The sequence below is a fragment of the Enterococcus sp. genome (assembly GCF_022711995.1).
Classification (GTDB): Bacteria; Bacillota; Bacilli; order Lactobacillales; family Enterococcaceae; genus Enterococcus_D.
Genome location: NZ_JALAHI010000065.1, coordinates 1 through 15,047, shown reverse-complemented (window position 1 = coordinate 15,047; position 15,047 = coordinate 1). Strand labels below are relative to the sequence as shown.

15 protein-coding genes and 1 other annotated feature are annotated in these 15,047 nt (G+C 42.2%); of the genes, 1 reads left to right on the top strand and 14 read right to left on the bottom strand.

The genetic code is table 11. The annotated features are described in order from the left end of the window. Positions 1-27: 27 nt before the first annotated feature. From Q0A12_RS06475 to Q0A12_RS06460, 4 genes are read right to left on the bottom strand one after another with little or no spacing between them, the layout of a single operon-like run. On the bottom strand, positions 28-630 hold the full coding sequence (locus tag Q0A12_RS06475) for a DUF624 domain-containing protein (protein WP_291291844.1): 603 nt from the start codon (positions 628-630) through the stop codon (positions 28-30). 12 nt (positions 631-642) lie between these two features. Continuing rightward, complete coding sequence (locus tag Q0A12_RS06470) at positions 643-1,536, bottom strand: carbohydrate ABC transporter permease (RefSeq protein WP_291291843.1); 894 nt, start codon at positions 1,534-1,536, stop codon at positions 643-645. Positions 1,537-1,547: 11 nt separating this feature from the next. Next, on the bottom strand, positions 1,548-2,510 hold the full coding sequence (locus Q0A12_RS06465) for an ABC transporter permease subunit (protein ID WP_291291842.1): 963 nt from the start codon (positions 2,508-2,510) through the stop codon (positions 1,548-1,550). 35 nt (positions 2,511-2,545) lie between these two features. Further along, the gene (locus tag Q0A12_RS06460) at positions 2,546-2,764 is read right to left on the bottom strand and encodes a helix-turn-helix transcriptional regulator (protein ID WP_291291841.1); all 219 of its coding nucleotides are present in this window, start codon (positions 2,762-2,764) and stop codon (positions 2,546-2,548) included. A 158-nt stretch (positions 2,765-2,922) separates the two neighbouring features. Here Q0A12_RS06460 and Q0A12_RS06455 point away from each other — a divergent pair, with 158 nt between their 5' ends. Continuing rightward, complete coding sequence (locus tag Q0A12_RS06455) at positions 2,923-3,261, top strand: helix-turn-helix transcriptional regulator (RefSeq protein ID WP_291291840.1); 339 nt, start codon at positions 2,923-2,925, stop codon at positions 3,259-3,261. 56 nt (positions 3,262-3,317) lie between these two features. Here the strand turns inward: Q0A12_RS06455 and Q0A12_RS06450 are convergent, their stop codons facing one another. From Q0A12_RS06450 to Q0A12_RS06405, 10 genes are all read right to left on the bottom strand, one after another. Next, positions 3,318-3,518 carry a cold-shock protein gene (locus tag Q0A12_RS06450; protein WP_003127340.1) on the bottom strand — a complete coding sequence of 67 codons (201 nt, stop codon included), beginning with the start codon at positions 3,516-3,518 and terminating at the stop codon, positions 3,318-3,320. 149 nt (positions 3,519-3,667) lie between these two features. Next, positions 3,668-4,348: a DNA repair protein RadC gene (gene radC, locus Q0A12_RS06445; protein ID WP_291291839.1), complete on the bottom strand. Its 681-nt coding sequence runs from the start codon at positions 4,346-4,348 to the stop codon at positions 3,668-3,670. A gap of 65 nt (positions 4,349-4,413) precedes the next feature. Then, a complete protein-coding gene (locus Q0A12_RS06440) occupies positions 4,414-5,088 on the bottom strand; it encodes an HAD family phosphatase (protein WP_291291838.1) in 675 nt (224 codons plus the stop codon). After that, positions 5,081-6,394, bottom strand: a complete 1,314-nt coding sequence (locus Q0A12_RS06435; protein WP_291291837.1) for a folylpolyglutamate synthase/dihydrofolate synthase family protein — start codon at positions 6,392-6,394, stop codon at positions 5,081-5,083. The genes Q0A12_RS06440 and Q0A12_RS06435 overlap by 8 nt, the downstream gene beginning before the upstream one ends. Before the next feature lie 312 nt (positions 6,395-6,706). After that, positions 6,707-9,346 carry a valine--tRNA ligase gene (locus Q0A12_RS06430; RefSeq protein WP_291291836.1) on the bottom strand — a complete coding sequence of 880 codons (2,640 nt, stop codon included), beginning with the start codon at positions 9,344-9,346 and terminating at the stop codon, positions 6,707-6,709. 84 nt (positions 9,347-9,430) lie between these two features. Beyond that, positions 9,431-9,655: a binding site (T-box leader), on the bottom strand. Positions 9,656-9,696: 41 nt separating this feature from the next. Next, the gene (gene tpx / locus Q0A12_RS06425) at positions 9,697-10,191 is read right to left on the bottom strand and encodes a thiol peroxidase (RefSeq protein ID WP_291291835.1); all 495 of its coding nucleotides are present in this window, start codon (positions 10,189-10,191) and stop codon (positions 9,697-9,699) included. A gap of 72 nt (positions 10,192-10,263) precedes the next feature. Further along, positions 10,264-10,911, bottom strand: a complete 648-nt coding sequence (locus Q0A12_RS06420) for a redox-sensing transcriptional repressor Rex (protein ID WP_291291834.1) — start codon at positions 10,909-10,911, stop codon at positions 10,264-10,266. 262 nt (positions 10,912-11,173) lie between these two features. Continuing rightward, positions 11,174-12,373, bottom strand: a complete 1,200-nt coding sequence (gene thiI / locus Q0A12_RS06415) for a tRNA uracil 4-sulfurtransferase ThiI (protein ID WP_291291833.1) — start codon at positions 12,371-12,373, stop codon at positions 11,174-11,176. A 43-nt stretch (positions 12,374-12,416) separates the two neighbouring features. Further along, the gene (locus tag Q0A12_RS06410; RefSeq protein ID WP_291291832.1) at positions 12,417-13,562 is read right to left on the bottom strand and encodes a cysteine desulfurase family protein; all 1,146 of its coding nucleotides are present in this window, start codon (positions 13,560-13,562) and stop codon (positions 12,417-12,419) included. 689 nt (positions 13,563-14,251) lie between these two features. Further along, the gene (locus tag Q0A12_RS06405; protein WP_291291831.1) at positions 14,252-14,671 is read right to left on the bottom strand and encodes an NUDIX hydrolase; all 420 of its coding nucleotides are present in this window, start codon (positions 14,669-14,671) and stop codon (positions 14,252-14,254) included. Between the last annotated feature and the right edge of the window lie 376 nt (positions 14,672-15,047).

Here is a 15,047-nt window from a genome sequence, read left to right as displayed (position 1 = left end):
TTTTATACAGTTGGATAATGAGCAACATCAAAAATAGATCCCTTTCATTTTGTTGAATTTATTGAAATACAAATAACCAATCCCATAAGCAGGCAATCCGATCCCTAAACAGATCCCTAAAAATGGATAGTAACGATAAAGAAAACTAACCAATCCAAGAAGCCCCATACTTATTAACAGCTGAAGGGGACAAATGAACACAAACAGTAACGGCTGTAACCAACGGTGGACTTTATCTAAAGAAAAATAAGCATGCACAGGAAAAAATGTGATCGCCAGCAATAAAATAAGCAGGAGATTCGTCCGCATCGTAAACTCAAACAGGAAATTGGCGGGATAATCACTCGCTAGTGTGTGATGAACCCCAATAACGAAACCAGTCAGAACAATAGTCAAAACGTGAAACCAGCGATTGTTTTGTTTGTTGTGCCGATAGTGAATCCTAAATAGTTCTTTGAGGGGTGCTTCATTTTTCTGCAGAATCCTTTTTCGAATGCAATCGTAGACAGTGATCGTTGCAGGTATCAGACTAAACAACACACCGCCCAGAAGTGTATAGCGCCACCAGTACACATTCAAAAGCATCATATCGTACACTAATTCACAAAATGTAACGATCGCTTTTAGCATCGAAACACCTCCTCATCCCTTGATGGATCCCACAAGGATGCCCTTTTCAAAGTATTTGGCTACCACAGGATAAAATAGGAGCACAGGCAGACTTGAAACGATCACTACGCTATATTTGAGGGTCATTTTCAGCATAAGTAATTCAGATTCCGCACTGCCGGCAATGATTTGGTTCATATCTTGACCAAACTGTCCTTGAACCAATATTTCTCGTAGAATAATCTGCAAGGGATACTTGGCACGATCCTGTAAATAAATCAACGCATCAAAGTAGGAGTTCCAGCGTCCGACACCATAGAACATCGCCATCACTGCGATGATCGGCGTAGCCAAAGGCAAGACGACTTTCCACAAAAGCCATAAGTCATTGGCGCCATCAATATAAGCGCTTTCAATCAAATCATTAGGAATATTTTGACTAAAATACGTACGCATCAAAATCATATTATAAACACCCAACGCCCCCGGCAAGATCATGACCCAAAGTGTGTTAACGATCCCTAACTGCTGATTGACTAAATAAGTGGGAATCAATCCTCCGCTAAAAAACATCGTAATCGTAAAAAATAAAGTAAAGAAACGCTTGCCTCGTAAGCCGGAACGAGACAATGGGTAGGCAGCAATCGTTGTGACGATCAAGTTGATCACCGTCCCTAATCCTGTATAGATCACCGCGTTCCGAAAACCCGTCCAGATATCGCTGCTCTTAAGCACTTCCTTGTACCCTTCAATATTGAAACCTCGTGGGTAAAGAAGCAGCGGCACCTCATAGATCCTAGTGGGGTCACTGAAGGAAGCATTGACCACAAAGATAAGCGGATATAAGATAATCAGGGCAATCAGACTGACCAGTAAGATATTGATACTATTAAACAGTTTATCCCCTTTCGTTGCTGATACTTTCATTCGTTTCCCTCCTACCAAAGACTCGATTCATTTGTCTTTTGTGCTAGTTTGTTAACAATAAATAAAACAATAAAATTGATCACATTATTAAAAAGTCCAACAGCTGCAGAAAAACTATATTCCCCATTAATGATCCCCATCTTGTAGGTATAGGTCGAAAGCACCTCAGAGGAAGCGAGATTCGCAGCGTTCTGTAATAGAAAAGTCTTCTCAAAGCCCACGGATAAAATGCTTCCTGTCGCCAATATCGTGGAGATCACGATGGTCGGCATGATGGAAGGAATCGTGATATGACGAATACATTGCAAGCGAGAGGCACCATCCAAGTAAGCGGCTTCATATTGATTGGGAGAGATTCCGGACATCGCTGCCGTATAAATCAACGTTCCCCACCCCACGCCTTGCCAGACACCTGACCACACATAGATATGTGGAAACCATTTAGGACTTCCGAGAAAATCGATCGATGGAAAACCAAATGTATTCAGCAACATATTAATCATGCCATCTTGACTTGAAAAAAAGAATTGAACCATTCCGATCACGACAACCACCGAAATAAAATTTGGGATGTATGAAATCGTCTGAACGGTTGATTTGAACCATTTTCGATTCAATTCATTGAATAATAACGCCAAAATGATCGGTAATGGTACACTGACCAACAAACTGTAAAGACTCAAGCGCAAGGTATTAACAATGATCTCGAGAAAAAAATAGGAAGCAAAAAACCGCTCAAAGTGCTTCAATCCCACCCAAGGGCTACCTAAGATCCCAAATGCGGGAGAATAATCTTTGAATGCGATAATCACGCCATACATTGGCCAATAATTCCAGATCACGACAAAAATAACTGGAATGATCAGCATGACGTAGAGCCACTTGTGTTTTTTTATATCTCTTTTCAGTTGCTGGAAACTTCTTTTGTTTTTCCCCGGATAAATGTTCTTCACCGCCGGGCTTTTTACTGCCATCTTCATTTCCCTCCTTCGCTTAATAAGACGCATCCTCACGAATCTTTTTGTGTCGTTTTGTTACATTCCGTGCTAAAAAAAACCGTCCAATCAAATTGGAGTACGTTGCCGATCCGCTTCGCTACTTCTACACTTGGTCGTCGTTTCCCTCGTTCAATCATATTGTAATATGTTCGCTCAATTTCGGATTCCTTAGCTACTTGCTCTTGAGTGAGTCCATTTTTTTCACGTTGCCGAATGAGCCACTCTCGCATATTGTTCCCTCCTTTTTCAGAACGTAACGTTCCGACACATTCCCATTATATGTTTCCTTTTGACACTTGTCAACGACATTTAGTAACAAATAGACACCAAGCGACTCTTTTTTTCCAAGTAACGGTATGTTACTATCACGAGAGAGGCAGGTGTCATTATGTTTCCGCAAATCATAAAAAAATTACGTCTGGAAAAAAAATTAACTCAGCAAGAAGTGGCAGATAAAATCGGGATCACACGACCAGCTTATACCGCCTATGAAGCAGGAAAAAGAGAGCCAGACTTTAGCATGTTGCAAGTATTAGCCGATCTGTTTGAAGTATCGACTGACTATCTTTTAGGCCGTTCTGATCAAAGACACCTCTATCCTAAAGTAAAAAGTGACTTGATCAGTTCCCATGTCGATGAAACCATTTCAGAAGAGGGCATCAAAGAAATCCTCACCTTCATTGATTTTGTCAAAGAGCGTGAGCAAAAAAAAAGACCATCGCAATGATGGTCTTTTGGGACTTTGCCTTCACAAATTCAATGAATGCAGTCATGCAACGAAGCTTACGCTTTGTTTACGTTTACTGCTTGAGGTCCACGATCTGATTCTTCAACATCAAAAGTCACTGCTTGGCCTTCTTCTAAAGTTTTGAAGCCTTCACCTTGGATTGCTGAGAAATGTACAAATACGTCTGTACCGTCTTCACGTGAAATGAAGCCAAATCCTTTTTCAGCATTGAACCATTTAACTGTACCTTGTTCCATTATAAAAAACCTCCTCGTGCATAAGCACTTAATTATGTGTAACATTGCTCGTGTCCGATAGAGGTGTAACAAGCGTTTCAACATCTATTCAGCAAACAAAATTACACTAATATTTTACACTTGCTCCTATTTTTTTGCAAGGTAGACGATCACCCTTCCCAAAGACCTTCTTCTCTTAGGCTGACATAAGAGTTATTGCCAATGATCAAATGATCCAGCAAATCGATGCCCATCAATTCTCCGCACTTCATCAAGCGCTTGGTAAAGGTGATATCCGCCTGTGAAGGTTGTGGGCTGCCGCTGGGATGGTTATGAATGCAGATCACTCGAGCGGCACAACAACGCACTGCACCATGATAAATTTCTCTGGGATGAGCGATGGACTGATTGAGACTGCCGATAAATAATGTCTTTTTTTGGATGATTTCATTTTTGGTATTTAGATACAGACAAAGCAGATGTTCTTGCTGGTAATCTTTTAATTCCTCCATCATCTGATTCGCAATGTCTACACTGGAGTGGATTCTGCCATACTTCGGTTGTGCAGCTCGTTGGATCCGGGCACCGAGTTCGATGGTGGCTTTAAGTTCGATGGCTTTGATCTGTCCGACTCCGCGAATAGCTTGCAGCTCATCCAATGTCACGTGCTTTAGTTCATACAAATCCTTGAACTGATTGAGTAGTTGGCCAGCTAATTCGATGACATTGAAAGGATGCGAACCTGTCCGCAAAAGAATTGCCAATAATTCTTGATTGGACAAGGCTTCAGCACCATATTGCAGCAAGCGTTCCCGAGGATAGGAACTTTGAGGGATTCCATTATCTTTCATCAAAAAAACTCCTTTGCGTTAGTCTAAAATAAAACTACGCAAAAAAGTTCTTGTTTGGTGCAAAATCACCAAGTATAGACTTGTTCAAAGTATTGAGGCACTTCTGTCAAGGAAGGCAAAATGTGCAGCACTTTTTCTTCGATCACTGTCGTCGGAGCAACCAGATCAGGTACCATGATCACCGGAATGCCGGCTGCATGCGCAGCATGGATGCCGTTGGCGGAATCTTCAAGAATCACTAACTGATCTTTGGGAACACCTAAGCGACTATGGGCCTTTTCAAAAATTTCAGGATCCGGTTTTGCTCGCACCACATCATCAAAACAAACGATTTCTGGAAACTCTTGGGTCAGACCTGCGGAATCCAGCAACGTATCGATGACTTTACGCTGGTTGCTAGACGCTAGAATCCGTGGGATCTCTTTTTCATCCAAATAGCGCAGTAAATCATGGACCCCTGGTTTTAGTGCTGCTTGCCCTTGCTCAAAAAGCTGTAACGTCTGATCAAAAGCGGCCTGAATAAAGCGATCCACCGTTTCTGAACCAAAATCAGCATCGTATCGCTCGTGGTAAGCGGCCCAGACTTCTTCATCCGAGATACCCACATAGGCTAGATAGATATCTTTTGTATAAGGAATCCCCATCTGATCAGCCACGATCTGTGTTGCCTGATAATAAAGAAGCTCCGTATCAAAAATCAGTCCATCCATATCAAAAATCACGCCATTTAATTCAGCCATTTCTTCCTCCCATTTCTAATAAAAGTTCGCGAACTTCTGACACAAAGTACAGTGAGCCTGTGATCAGAAGTAAGTCTTCACTGGTCATTTTTTCTAATAATTCAGCTAAACCAAACTGCCATAACGAAACGATCGAGATTCGTTCTTCGTTTAGCTGTTGGTACTCATCGCTCAATTGGAGCGCTTTTGGAAAATCAAAAGTGGTCAAATAAATTTCAGCCTTTGGAATCGTCAACAGTTGTTGCAACATCTCATCAATTTTCTTCGTTTCCAATGCAGAAAACAAGACGTGAATGCGATAGCTGCTAAATTCCTCGCGGACAGTTTCAACCAAACGGTCCATTGCATGGGTATTATGTGCACCATCAATGATGATCAACGGTTCATTGCTGATTCTTTCCATTCGCGCAGGCCAATAAGCTTTCTTCAATCCGTTGCGGACTACTTTTTCCGAAAAAGGCAGATGTTTTGCCTCACAGAACAAATGATATAGTTGAATCGCCACACACGCGTTTTCTGGTTGATGGTGGCCGATCATAGAGGTTTTCAGACCTTTGATCTTTCCCCGTTCATTTTCAAAATCAAACCATTCTCCCCATTCTTCATCTGGATGATGGTAGGTCACTTGATAGTCGGTTCCTAAATGGGAAACAGCAGCTTCGGCTTTTGCAGCTTCAAGATCGATCACAGACAATGCACTTTCAGGGATCTTTCCCGTCACTAATGGCACATGAGGTTTGATGATCCCAGCTTTATGGGCAGCGATAGCCTCGATCGTGTCTCCAAGCATATCCATGTGATCCATGCCAATCGTTGTGATAGCCGTCAGCACTGGGGTAATGACATTTGTACTATCCAAGCGACCACCTAAGCCAACTTCTATGATGGCCACATCGACTTGCTGTTGGGCAAAGTAGCCGAATGCTAATGCTGTCAAAATCTCAAATTGGGTGATGCCGGTCAATTCTTCTTCTTGATCCAGTGCCATGACGAGTGGTTGAAGCGTCTCTACCCATTCAATCAGTGCGTCATCTGGAATAAATTGGCCATCGATCTCGATCCGCTCATTGAAAGATTCGATATGCGGCGATGTGAACGTTCCTACTTGCAGACCACTTTCTTCTAGAAGACTGCGTAAATAACTGACAGTCGAACCCTTGCCGTTCGTGCCAGCCACATGGATCAATGTCAGATTTTTTTCTGGATTGCCTAATCGTTGTAGTAATGCTTCTACTCGCATTAATCCTGGACGCATCCCGAAGGTCTTTCTTCCGTGGATCCATGCGATTGCTTCTTCACTTGTCATGTTCTTCACCTCAAGTTCATTTTAGCAAATCTTTTCTTTTTTTCCTAATGCTACTCTTTGTTACTTAGGCACTACGCGTGTAAACGGCGGGAGCAGAAGCAACTCCTTCGTAAATAAGTCGAATACCCCAAAATTTGAACATCAAATTCCGTATATTCCTCCTTATTTCTCGGAGTTTAACACCTCTGTCCCAGCCTCGCCATATGAAAACTACCCGATCTACAGCGGGAAGTTCCTCCTCTATAGATCGGGTAGTTGTTAGCTGAGGGTGCGTTGGGCAATCCCTTTGGTCAGCGGCCTTTAGTTACAGGATTATTGAATCGTACGCAATTGCTCGATTCGTTCTTGAACTGCTTTTTGTTTATCCAAATAATCGGCTTCTTTTTCTCGCTCTTGCGCCACAACTTCTTCAGGAGCATTGGCAACGAAACGTTCGTTGGCTAATTTCCCTTGTACCCGTTTGACTTCTTGAGTGAATTTCGCCAATTCTTTTTCTAAACGGCTGATTTCTTCTTCAATATTGATCAAACCGGCTAACGGCAAGTAGATGGTTGCTCCGGATAAGATGGCTGACATCGCCAGTTCCGGTGCTTCCAGCTTATTGGAGATCACTAGCTCTTCTGGATTGCAGAAGCGTTCGATATAGTTTTTGTTGGTGATCAAGAAGGTTTCGATCGCAACATCGTTGGTTTGGATCAGCAATGTGATTGGCTTAGAAAGCGGTGTGTTGACTTCCGCCCGAATATTGCGGACGGAACGAATCAATTCTTTCAACACTTCCATCCCTTGGGCAGCTTTCTCATCGGTCCATTCTGGCTGAACTTCTGGATAAGCAGCTACAACAAGTGAATCCCCTGTATGAGGCAGTTTGCTCCAAATTTCTTCTGTGACAAATGGCATGATTGGGTGCAGTAAACGCAGGATTTGATCCAATACATGAACCAAAATACTCTTATTGACTTGTTTAGCTGCTTCATTTTCGCCATACAAGGTTTCTTTACTCATTTCGATATACCAGTCACAAAAGTCGTCCCAAATGAAGTTGTATAATTGACGACCTGCTTCACCGAACTCAAAGCGATCAAACAATTCCGTGACTTTCTCGATCGTTTCATTTAACCGGGTTAAGATCCAACGGTCCGCTACGGATTTTTCGCCAGAGAAATCGATATCTGCTACCGTCATGCCTTCAACATTCATCAAAACAAAACGAGACGCATTCCAAATTTTGTTGATGAAGTTCCAAGCAGCATCCATTTTTTCATAGCTGAAGCGAACATCTTGTCCTGGTGCAGAGCCATTTGATAAGAACCAGCGCAATGCATCGGCGCCATATTTTTCGATGACTTCCATCGGATCGATCCCGTTCCCTAATGACTTACTCATTTTACGGCCTTGTTCATCACGAATCAGACCATGGATCAGCACATTTTCAAATGGTCGCTTGCCTGTGAATTCCAAGCTTTGGAAAATCATGCGGCTTACCCAGAAAGCAATGATGTCGTAGCCTGTAACTAGCGTATTGGTTGGGAAATAACGCTGATAATCAGCACTATTTTCATCTGGCCAGCCCATGGTAGAAAATGGCCATAATGCGGAGCTAAACCAAGTATCCAGTACGTCAGGATCCTGTGTCCAGTTTTCGGCATCTGCCGGTGCTTCTAAGCCCACATACATTTCACCAGTTTCATTGTGGTACCAAGCAGGAATTTGATGTCCCCACCACAATTGTCGGGAAATAACCCAGTCATGAATATTTTCCATCCAGCGCAAGAAGGTTTGATTGAAGCGCGGTGGGAAGAACTCGACTGCTTGATCCGTAGATTGGTTATCGATCGCTTCTTTAGCCAACGTTCCCATTTTGACAAACCATTGCGTAGACAAACGAGGTTCAACAACGACACCGGTTCTTTCTGAATGGCCGACACTATGGATCATTTTTTCAATCTTTAATAAACGTCCGATGGCTTCCAAATCTTTGACGATCGCTTTACGCGCTGCAAAACGATCCATGCCAGCATATTTTCCGGCTAAGTCATTCATGGTTCCATCATCATTCATGACATTGACCCGAGGCAAGTCATGGCGGTTACCGACTTCAAAGTCGTTAGGATCATGGGCAGGGGTGATTTTTACCACACCTGTTCCAAATTCTTGATCCACGTAGGTATCTGCAATGATTGGGATTTCTTTATTGACTAATGGTAAAATAACCTTTTTGCCGATCAGTTCTTGGTAGCGTTCATCTTCTGGATGGACAGCGATCGCTGTATCTCCTAGCATTGTTTCTGGACGAGTGGTGGCAATCTCCACGGTGCCGGAACCGTCAGCTAGTTCATAGGTCATGTGGTAAAAAGCCCCTTCGATATCTTTGTGAATTACTTCGATATCCGACAATGCCGTGCGTGCTTGGGGATCCCAGTTGATGATATATTCGCCGCGATAGATCAAGTCTTTTTCATAAAGAGTTACGAAGACTTTACGGACAGCATCTGACAATCCATCGTCTAATGTGAATCGTTCTCGACTATAGTCAAGAGACAATCCTAGTTTTGCCCATTGCTCGCGAATATGTCCTGCATATTCTTCTTTCCATTCCCACACTTGGTCAACAAATTTTTCACGACCAAGGTCATAACGGGAAATTCCTTGTTCTCTTAGCTTTTCCTCAACTTTTGCTTGGGTTGCGATTCCGGCATGGTCCATCCCTGGCATCCACAATGTATCAAACCCTTGCATCCGTTTTTGGCGAATGATGATGTCTTGAAGGGTGGTATCCCAGGCATGGCCTAAGTGCAGTTTCCCCGTAACATTTGGTGGGGGAATAACGATTGAATAAGGTTCTGCCTTTTGATCACCACTTGGTTTGAATAAATCTTTGTCTAACCATTCTTGATAGCGCCCCGCTTCGACTTCTTGCGGGTTGTACTTTGTTGATAAGTTATCAGACATTTTATTACCTCCTACTTTTTTTGATCCGTTCATGAAAGACCGTTGGACAGTTGAAATAAAAAAAAGTCCTAAAATGCCGAAGCATTTTAGGACGCAAATACGCGGTACCACCTAAATTGTAGATTTCTCTACCTCTTGGCGTGAGTTAACGGTCACGAAGCGTTTGATTCTACTGAACAAGTTATCACCTGTCGTTCCAATCAAAGACTCTCAAGCTACCTTCTCAGATTCCTGCTGAAGACCTTACACCTCTTGGTCTTCTCTCTGCAAAGCAGTACAGCTGATACTCCTCTTGATCCTTGTCTTCTTTCAATTGATCTTTTTCATTCTACAATGAACCTTTTTGAAAGTCAAACAGCGATTGAGCGGGCAGCGGATAAAGCGGCTTGGTAATCCGGTTCATGAGAGATTTCAGGAACGATCTCTTCATAGCGAATCACCCCGTTTTCATCTAAGACAAAAATCGCGCGGGCGAAATGACCCAATTCTGGAATCATGATTTGATAGGTTTCTCCAAACGTATTTTCTGGATCATGCAGCATCAGCATGTCGATGCCTTCTTTTCCACACCAGTTCGCCTGTTCTTCTTTCGTATTGTTCGATATTGTCACAAAATTGACCTCAGCGATTTTGCTTGCTTCTTCATTGAATCGCTTTGTCTGCAATGCACAGACTCGGGTATCAATGTCGGGAACGATACTTAAAATCGTTGGCTTCCCTAAAAAATCAGCCAAGCGATAATCTTTGTCCTCTAAGCTTTTCAGCTGAAATTCTTTGGCTTGATCGCCAACTTTTGGCTGCGTGCCAGGTACATCATAAATGGTTCCTTTACGTGTTACTTGCATATTCTCACTCCTCTAACCTTTTCTTAAAGTATAGGAAAGATACAGCAAAAGCCAAAAGATTTTGCTCAAAACCTACGATTTTTGCGAATAAGTATTGTCAAAGAAAATCAATGTCTGTAATTCCGTGGTCAAATCGATGTACTGGATATTCACATTTTTAGGAACATTGACCCGATCTGGAGCAAAATTTAAAATCGCCGTGATGCCGCTCTCTACGATCGTATCGATTGCTGCTTGCGAATATTGACTAGGTACGGTGGAAATAGCTACAGTGATTTCTTTTTCCTGAATGACCTCAGCTAATTCTTCCATTCCATAAACATAATGACCGTCAATGGTCTTACCGATCAATTGGGGATCATTATCAAACACAGCAACGATGGAAAGATTTTCATTGCGTCGAAAATTATTGTTTGCCAAAGCCTTTCCTAAATTACCAAACCCTACTAAAGCAATGTTTTTTGCTTCATTCGTTTCTAAAATATGGCTAAAAACTTCAATCAAGTAAGGAACTTCATACCCATAACCGCTTCGCCCCAATTCTCCTAGATGGGAAAAGTCACGGCGAATCGTTGCGGAAGGAACTTGCGTGATTTCAGCAAATTCTTTTGATTTGATTCGATGGACGCCTGATGCATCCAAAAATTTTAAATGCCTTAAATAAGCAGGCAGACGTTTCGCTGTTGCTTTCGGAAGTTTTTTTTCTCTTAATGCTTCCATGGTTTCCGTCCTCCTTGTTAAAATGTTCACATATCGAGTTTAGCATGCCCTCCAGCGAATAGCAAGTAATTTTCACAAACTTCACCTCCACCGGCTAGTCAAAAAATCGCCTGTGTTGCAGCTTTCACAACCTGCTCTATTCGCAAAAAAAAGATGGCTAGTTAGGCATTGCCCTCCTAGCCATCTTGGCATTATCTGTCTTATCGATCTGCACCTTTGGGTTTTACAGGCTGACAGCAAACCGTGCAATTTTGCTAAAAAATCAAAGAAAATCAGCGAATTCTGCTTGTTCAGCTGCTTGGATCTCTTCGATCTTCAAACCAGCTAACGCCCGTTCCATCATGCCTGCTATATCTAGGCGTTCTTCATACAAGTGGACTTTCTCCAGCTTAGGTCTTGTCTTAGGCTGTGGCGGTGCGAAAATCGTGCAGCAGTCTTCAAATGGTTGGATTGCCAATTCAAAGGTATCGATTTCCTGAGCGACATCAATGATTTCCAATTTATCCATCGTTGCCACCGGACGAATGATCGGTGTATTGGTGACTTCATTGATGGCCACCATACTTTGTAATGTTTGTGAAGCGACTTGTCCGAGGGATTCCCCATTCAAAATGATCAATCCATGGCGTGCTTCCCGAATTGCATCTGTAAGTCGCAGCATCATCCGACGAGTGATCGTCATCCAATAACCTTGGGGCACATGCTTCTTGATTTCTTCTTGAACCTCAGTGAAGGGCACTTCAATAAACTGAATGCCACCAACATAAGGGGTTAGCTTCTTGGTCAGATCTTTTGCCTTTTGCAATGCTTGTTCACTGGTGTAAGGAGGACTTGCAAAATGGACCGCTTCGATCTCTACCCCGCGTTTCATCGCAAAATAGCCGGCTACAGGGGAATCGATCCCGCCTGACAGCATCAGCATTCCTTTCCCGCTCGTCCCTACTGGCAAGCCACCTGCCCCTTGGATGGTTTCATAAGAAAGGTAGGCACCATCCATGCGGATCTCTACCCGCAGATTGATATCTGGCTTTTTCATTTGGACTTTGATTTCTGGGAAACGATCGAATACCGCATTTCCTAGTGTCAAATTCAATTGATTGCTGTCTTGGACAAATTGATGGTCACTGCGCTTAGCCGTGATTTTGAAAGTTTCCGTTCCAGTATAAATTTCGCTCATCACGTCTTGAACGGCTGCTTTTAGCACGTCAATATCTTTTTCGACCCGAATACTAGGTGAAAAGTTTTGGATCCCGAAGACTTTCTGTAACTTCAAAATGATCGCCTGACTGTCTTCGCCATTCAGCAATAAATGCATCCGATCGCGTTCCGCATGAATTTTGACTTTGGGGAAATCCGCTAGTGTTCGCTTCACATTTTCCGCCAGCTGCATAATAAAACTGCGGCGGTTTTTTCCTTTGGTGGATAATTCGCCGTAGCGAACCATGATTTCTGTATAATTCACGAGTAAAACTCCTTTGTCTGTCGTTAAGTGGTTAACTTGACTCTTAGTGACTTAATTTTGAGAACTTTTGATACAGCTGATTGAACACGATTAGAAATTGTTCGACTTCAGCCATTGTGTTGCTTTCATCCAAGCTGACCCGAACAGCAGAAGTAGCTAAGCGACTAGGCACATGCATGGCGTGTAATGTGCTGCTGGCCATCTTCTTACGGGAAGAGCAGGCACTAGTCGTTGAAAGATAAATCTGCTTTTCTTCAAAGGCATGGACCAACACTTCTCCTCTGATTCCTTCTAATGAGAAACAAAGAATATGGGGCGCAAAATCTTCCCTTCCAGAAAACACCGTCACTTTCTCATAGGCAGATAATGCATCTAAAAGATAGCCTTTCAGCAAACCTACGTGATTAGGGCGGGCAGCTTTTTGTTCCATTGCCAGTCGTAATGCTTTAGACATCGCGACGATCGCTGGTAAGTTCTCGGTGCCACTGCGCTGATTTTGTTCTTGTCCGCCACCGGTCATCAAAGGTGCCAGCTTACGGCCTTTTTTCCAATAAATAAAGCCAACGCCCCGAGGACCATGAAACTTATGGGCAGAAAACGTGGCAAAATCCACTCGTTGGGGCAGCCATTGCTCCTGATCGACTTTTGCGATGGCTTGGACCGCATCCACATGGAAGTGAATGCGAGGGTGTTCAGCTAAGATTTCAGCAATTTGATTGATTGGCTGGATCGAACCAATTTCGTTGTTGACTGCCATCACAGAAACAAGAATCGTTTCCTTTCGAATCAGTTGCTGCAAAGCAGCGACATCGACAAATCCAGCGGAAGTAACAGGTGCGATACTCACATCAAACCCAAGTTCCTTCAACTGTTCCGCGGTCTCGCTGACTGCCGGATGTTCGATACCGGAGATGATCAAGTGATTGCCATAGGCTTTTTTAGCGATTGCGGTGCCTTTTAAGACCCAATTGTCTCCTTCCGTCCCCCCACTGGTAAACCAAATCTCTGAAGCAGAAACTTGCAGCAACTCAGCAATTTGTGCCCGAGATTGCTCCAAAAGACGGCTGGCTTGGCTGCCAAGATCGTGAAGACTTGAAGGGTTGCCGATAATACGCTGACTAACTTTTACATATGTATCTAATGCTTGCGGATAAATTGCAGTTGTGGCGCTATTGTCAAAATAAATCAATGCTAGGACCCTTTCTTTGAAAAATTCTTTCCCATTATAACTGCTCTTTCCTGCTCTTTCAAGGAGTTCCTCTTCTTTAGCCAAATTGCTAGCAGAAAATCCATCAATTCAATCAAGTCGAGATGTGAACGCTTAGGTTTGCAATCCCTCTCACATCACCGTACAAATTTATACTACAGTATGCTCCTCTAGAGATAATAATCTAAGGAAAAAGGCATGCCGCTTTGCTTTAGTCGCTTACTTGATAGAGCTCTTTGAACTAAGTGTGCTGAGTTGGAACGTATCCTATCAGTTAATCGATTTCGCGAAAGAATAGAAGCCAGAAAATCATTACAGTATATTCTTTTTAGCGCAGAAAAAGCAAGGTCTCAAAGTATTTTCATTAGAAGATCTAACTGAGGTTCCTATTCATTATGAATTAAACGGTTCCGACTGTGTGTGAAGACTATGATCCTATGTTACATGATATCGGTGCGACAAAATTTAGATAGGGCCTATCTAAGTTTTGTCGGATAACCCTTCAACAGAATAGTAATCAACTATTTTCTACTCTAGGCATTCAGCATATTTAGTTAACGCTTCTTTTTGGGAAGGGAGAGAGTTTCTTCGCATTAACTTGCATCTGCGAAGAAACTCTCGTATCGCGACTCTTTTCATCCCCTCCCAATCAAAGCTAGTCTTCAGTTTCGTCAAAGGACGTTGGTTTCCCATTGAGTTGTCTTATTATCTAGAACTTTATAGTTGCTTAAATAATCCAATAATGGAGCTAATCCAGAAGAAAAATTAACCGTGCTCAAATCATCGATAAATTGAATTCCTTTAATTTTATTGGGCTCATTTAGCGTCGGTTTACCCTTAGCATAATTTGCAAAATAAAAGTGTGCTTCCCACTCAACACCATCAAAAGTTAAATTACTTTCATAAATTATGGATAAATTAGAAACTTCAATATTTGTCTCTTCCTTTACTTCACGAATAGCGCAATCAATTGATCTCTCACCCAGTTCTTGTTTTCCTCCAGGAATATTCCACATTCCTTTCCTATCTCTTAGCACAAGAATATCTCCTGACATATCTTTGATAAAAACTCTAGAAAAACTTAGTTTCAAGAAACCACATCCTTTTATCCCTCATTAGTCATTGGCTAAATAAAAAACTCTTCTTAGCAAACGATTTGCAAAAAAATTAACCTCAGTATATCTACCAATAAATACATTACTCTCCCAAGAAAAAAATAAACATTTATGAGTCTATTTAACTTCACTATATTTATGATATTCCGGTTTAAACCACTATTTGGAAGTGATTTTCCAATTGGGGGGAAATCACTTCCTTTATATTTCTTCTATTCTTATATTCTCTTTTCCATCCATACTATCCCAAAGGTTCTTCCAAATTTTTCTCCAATATGCTCTAGTTTTCCGAACTCAGTAAATCCATTTGTTTTATGAAATTTAATACTTTTTATATTTTACAAAGATATAT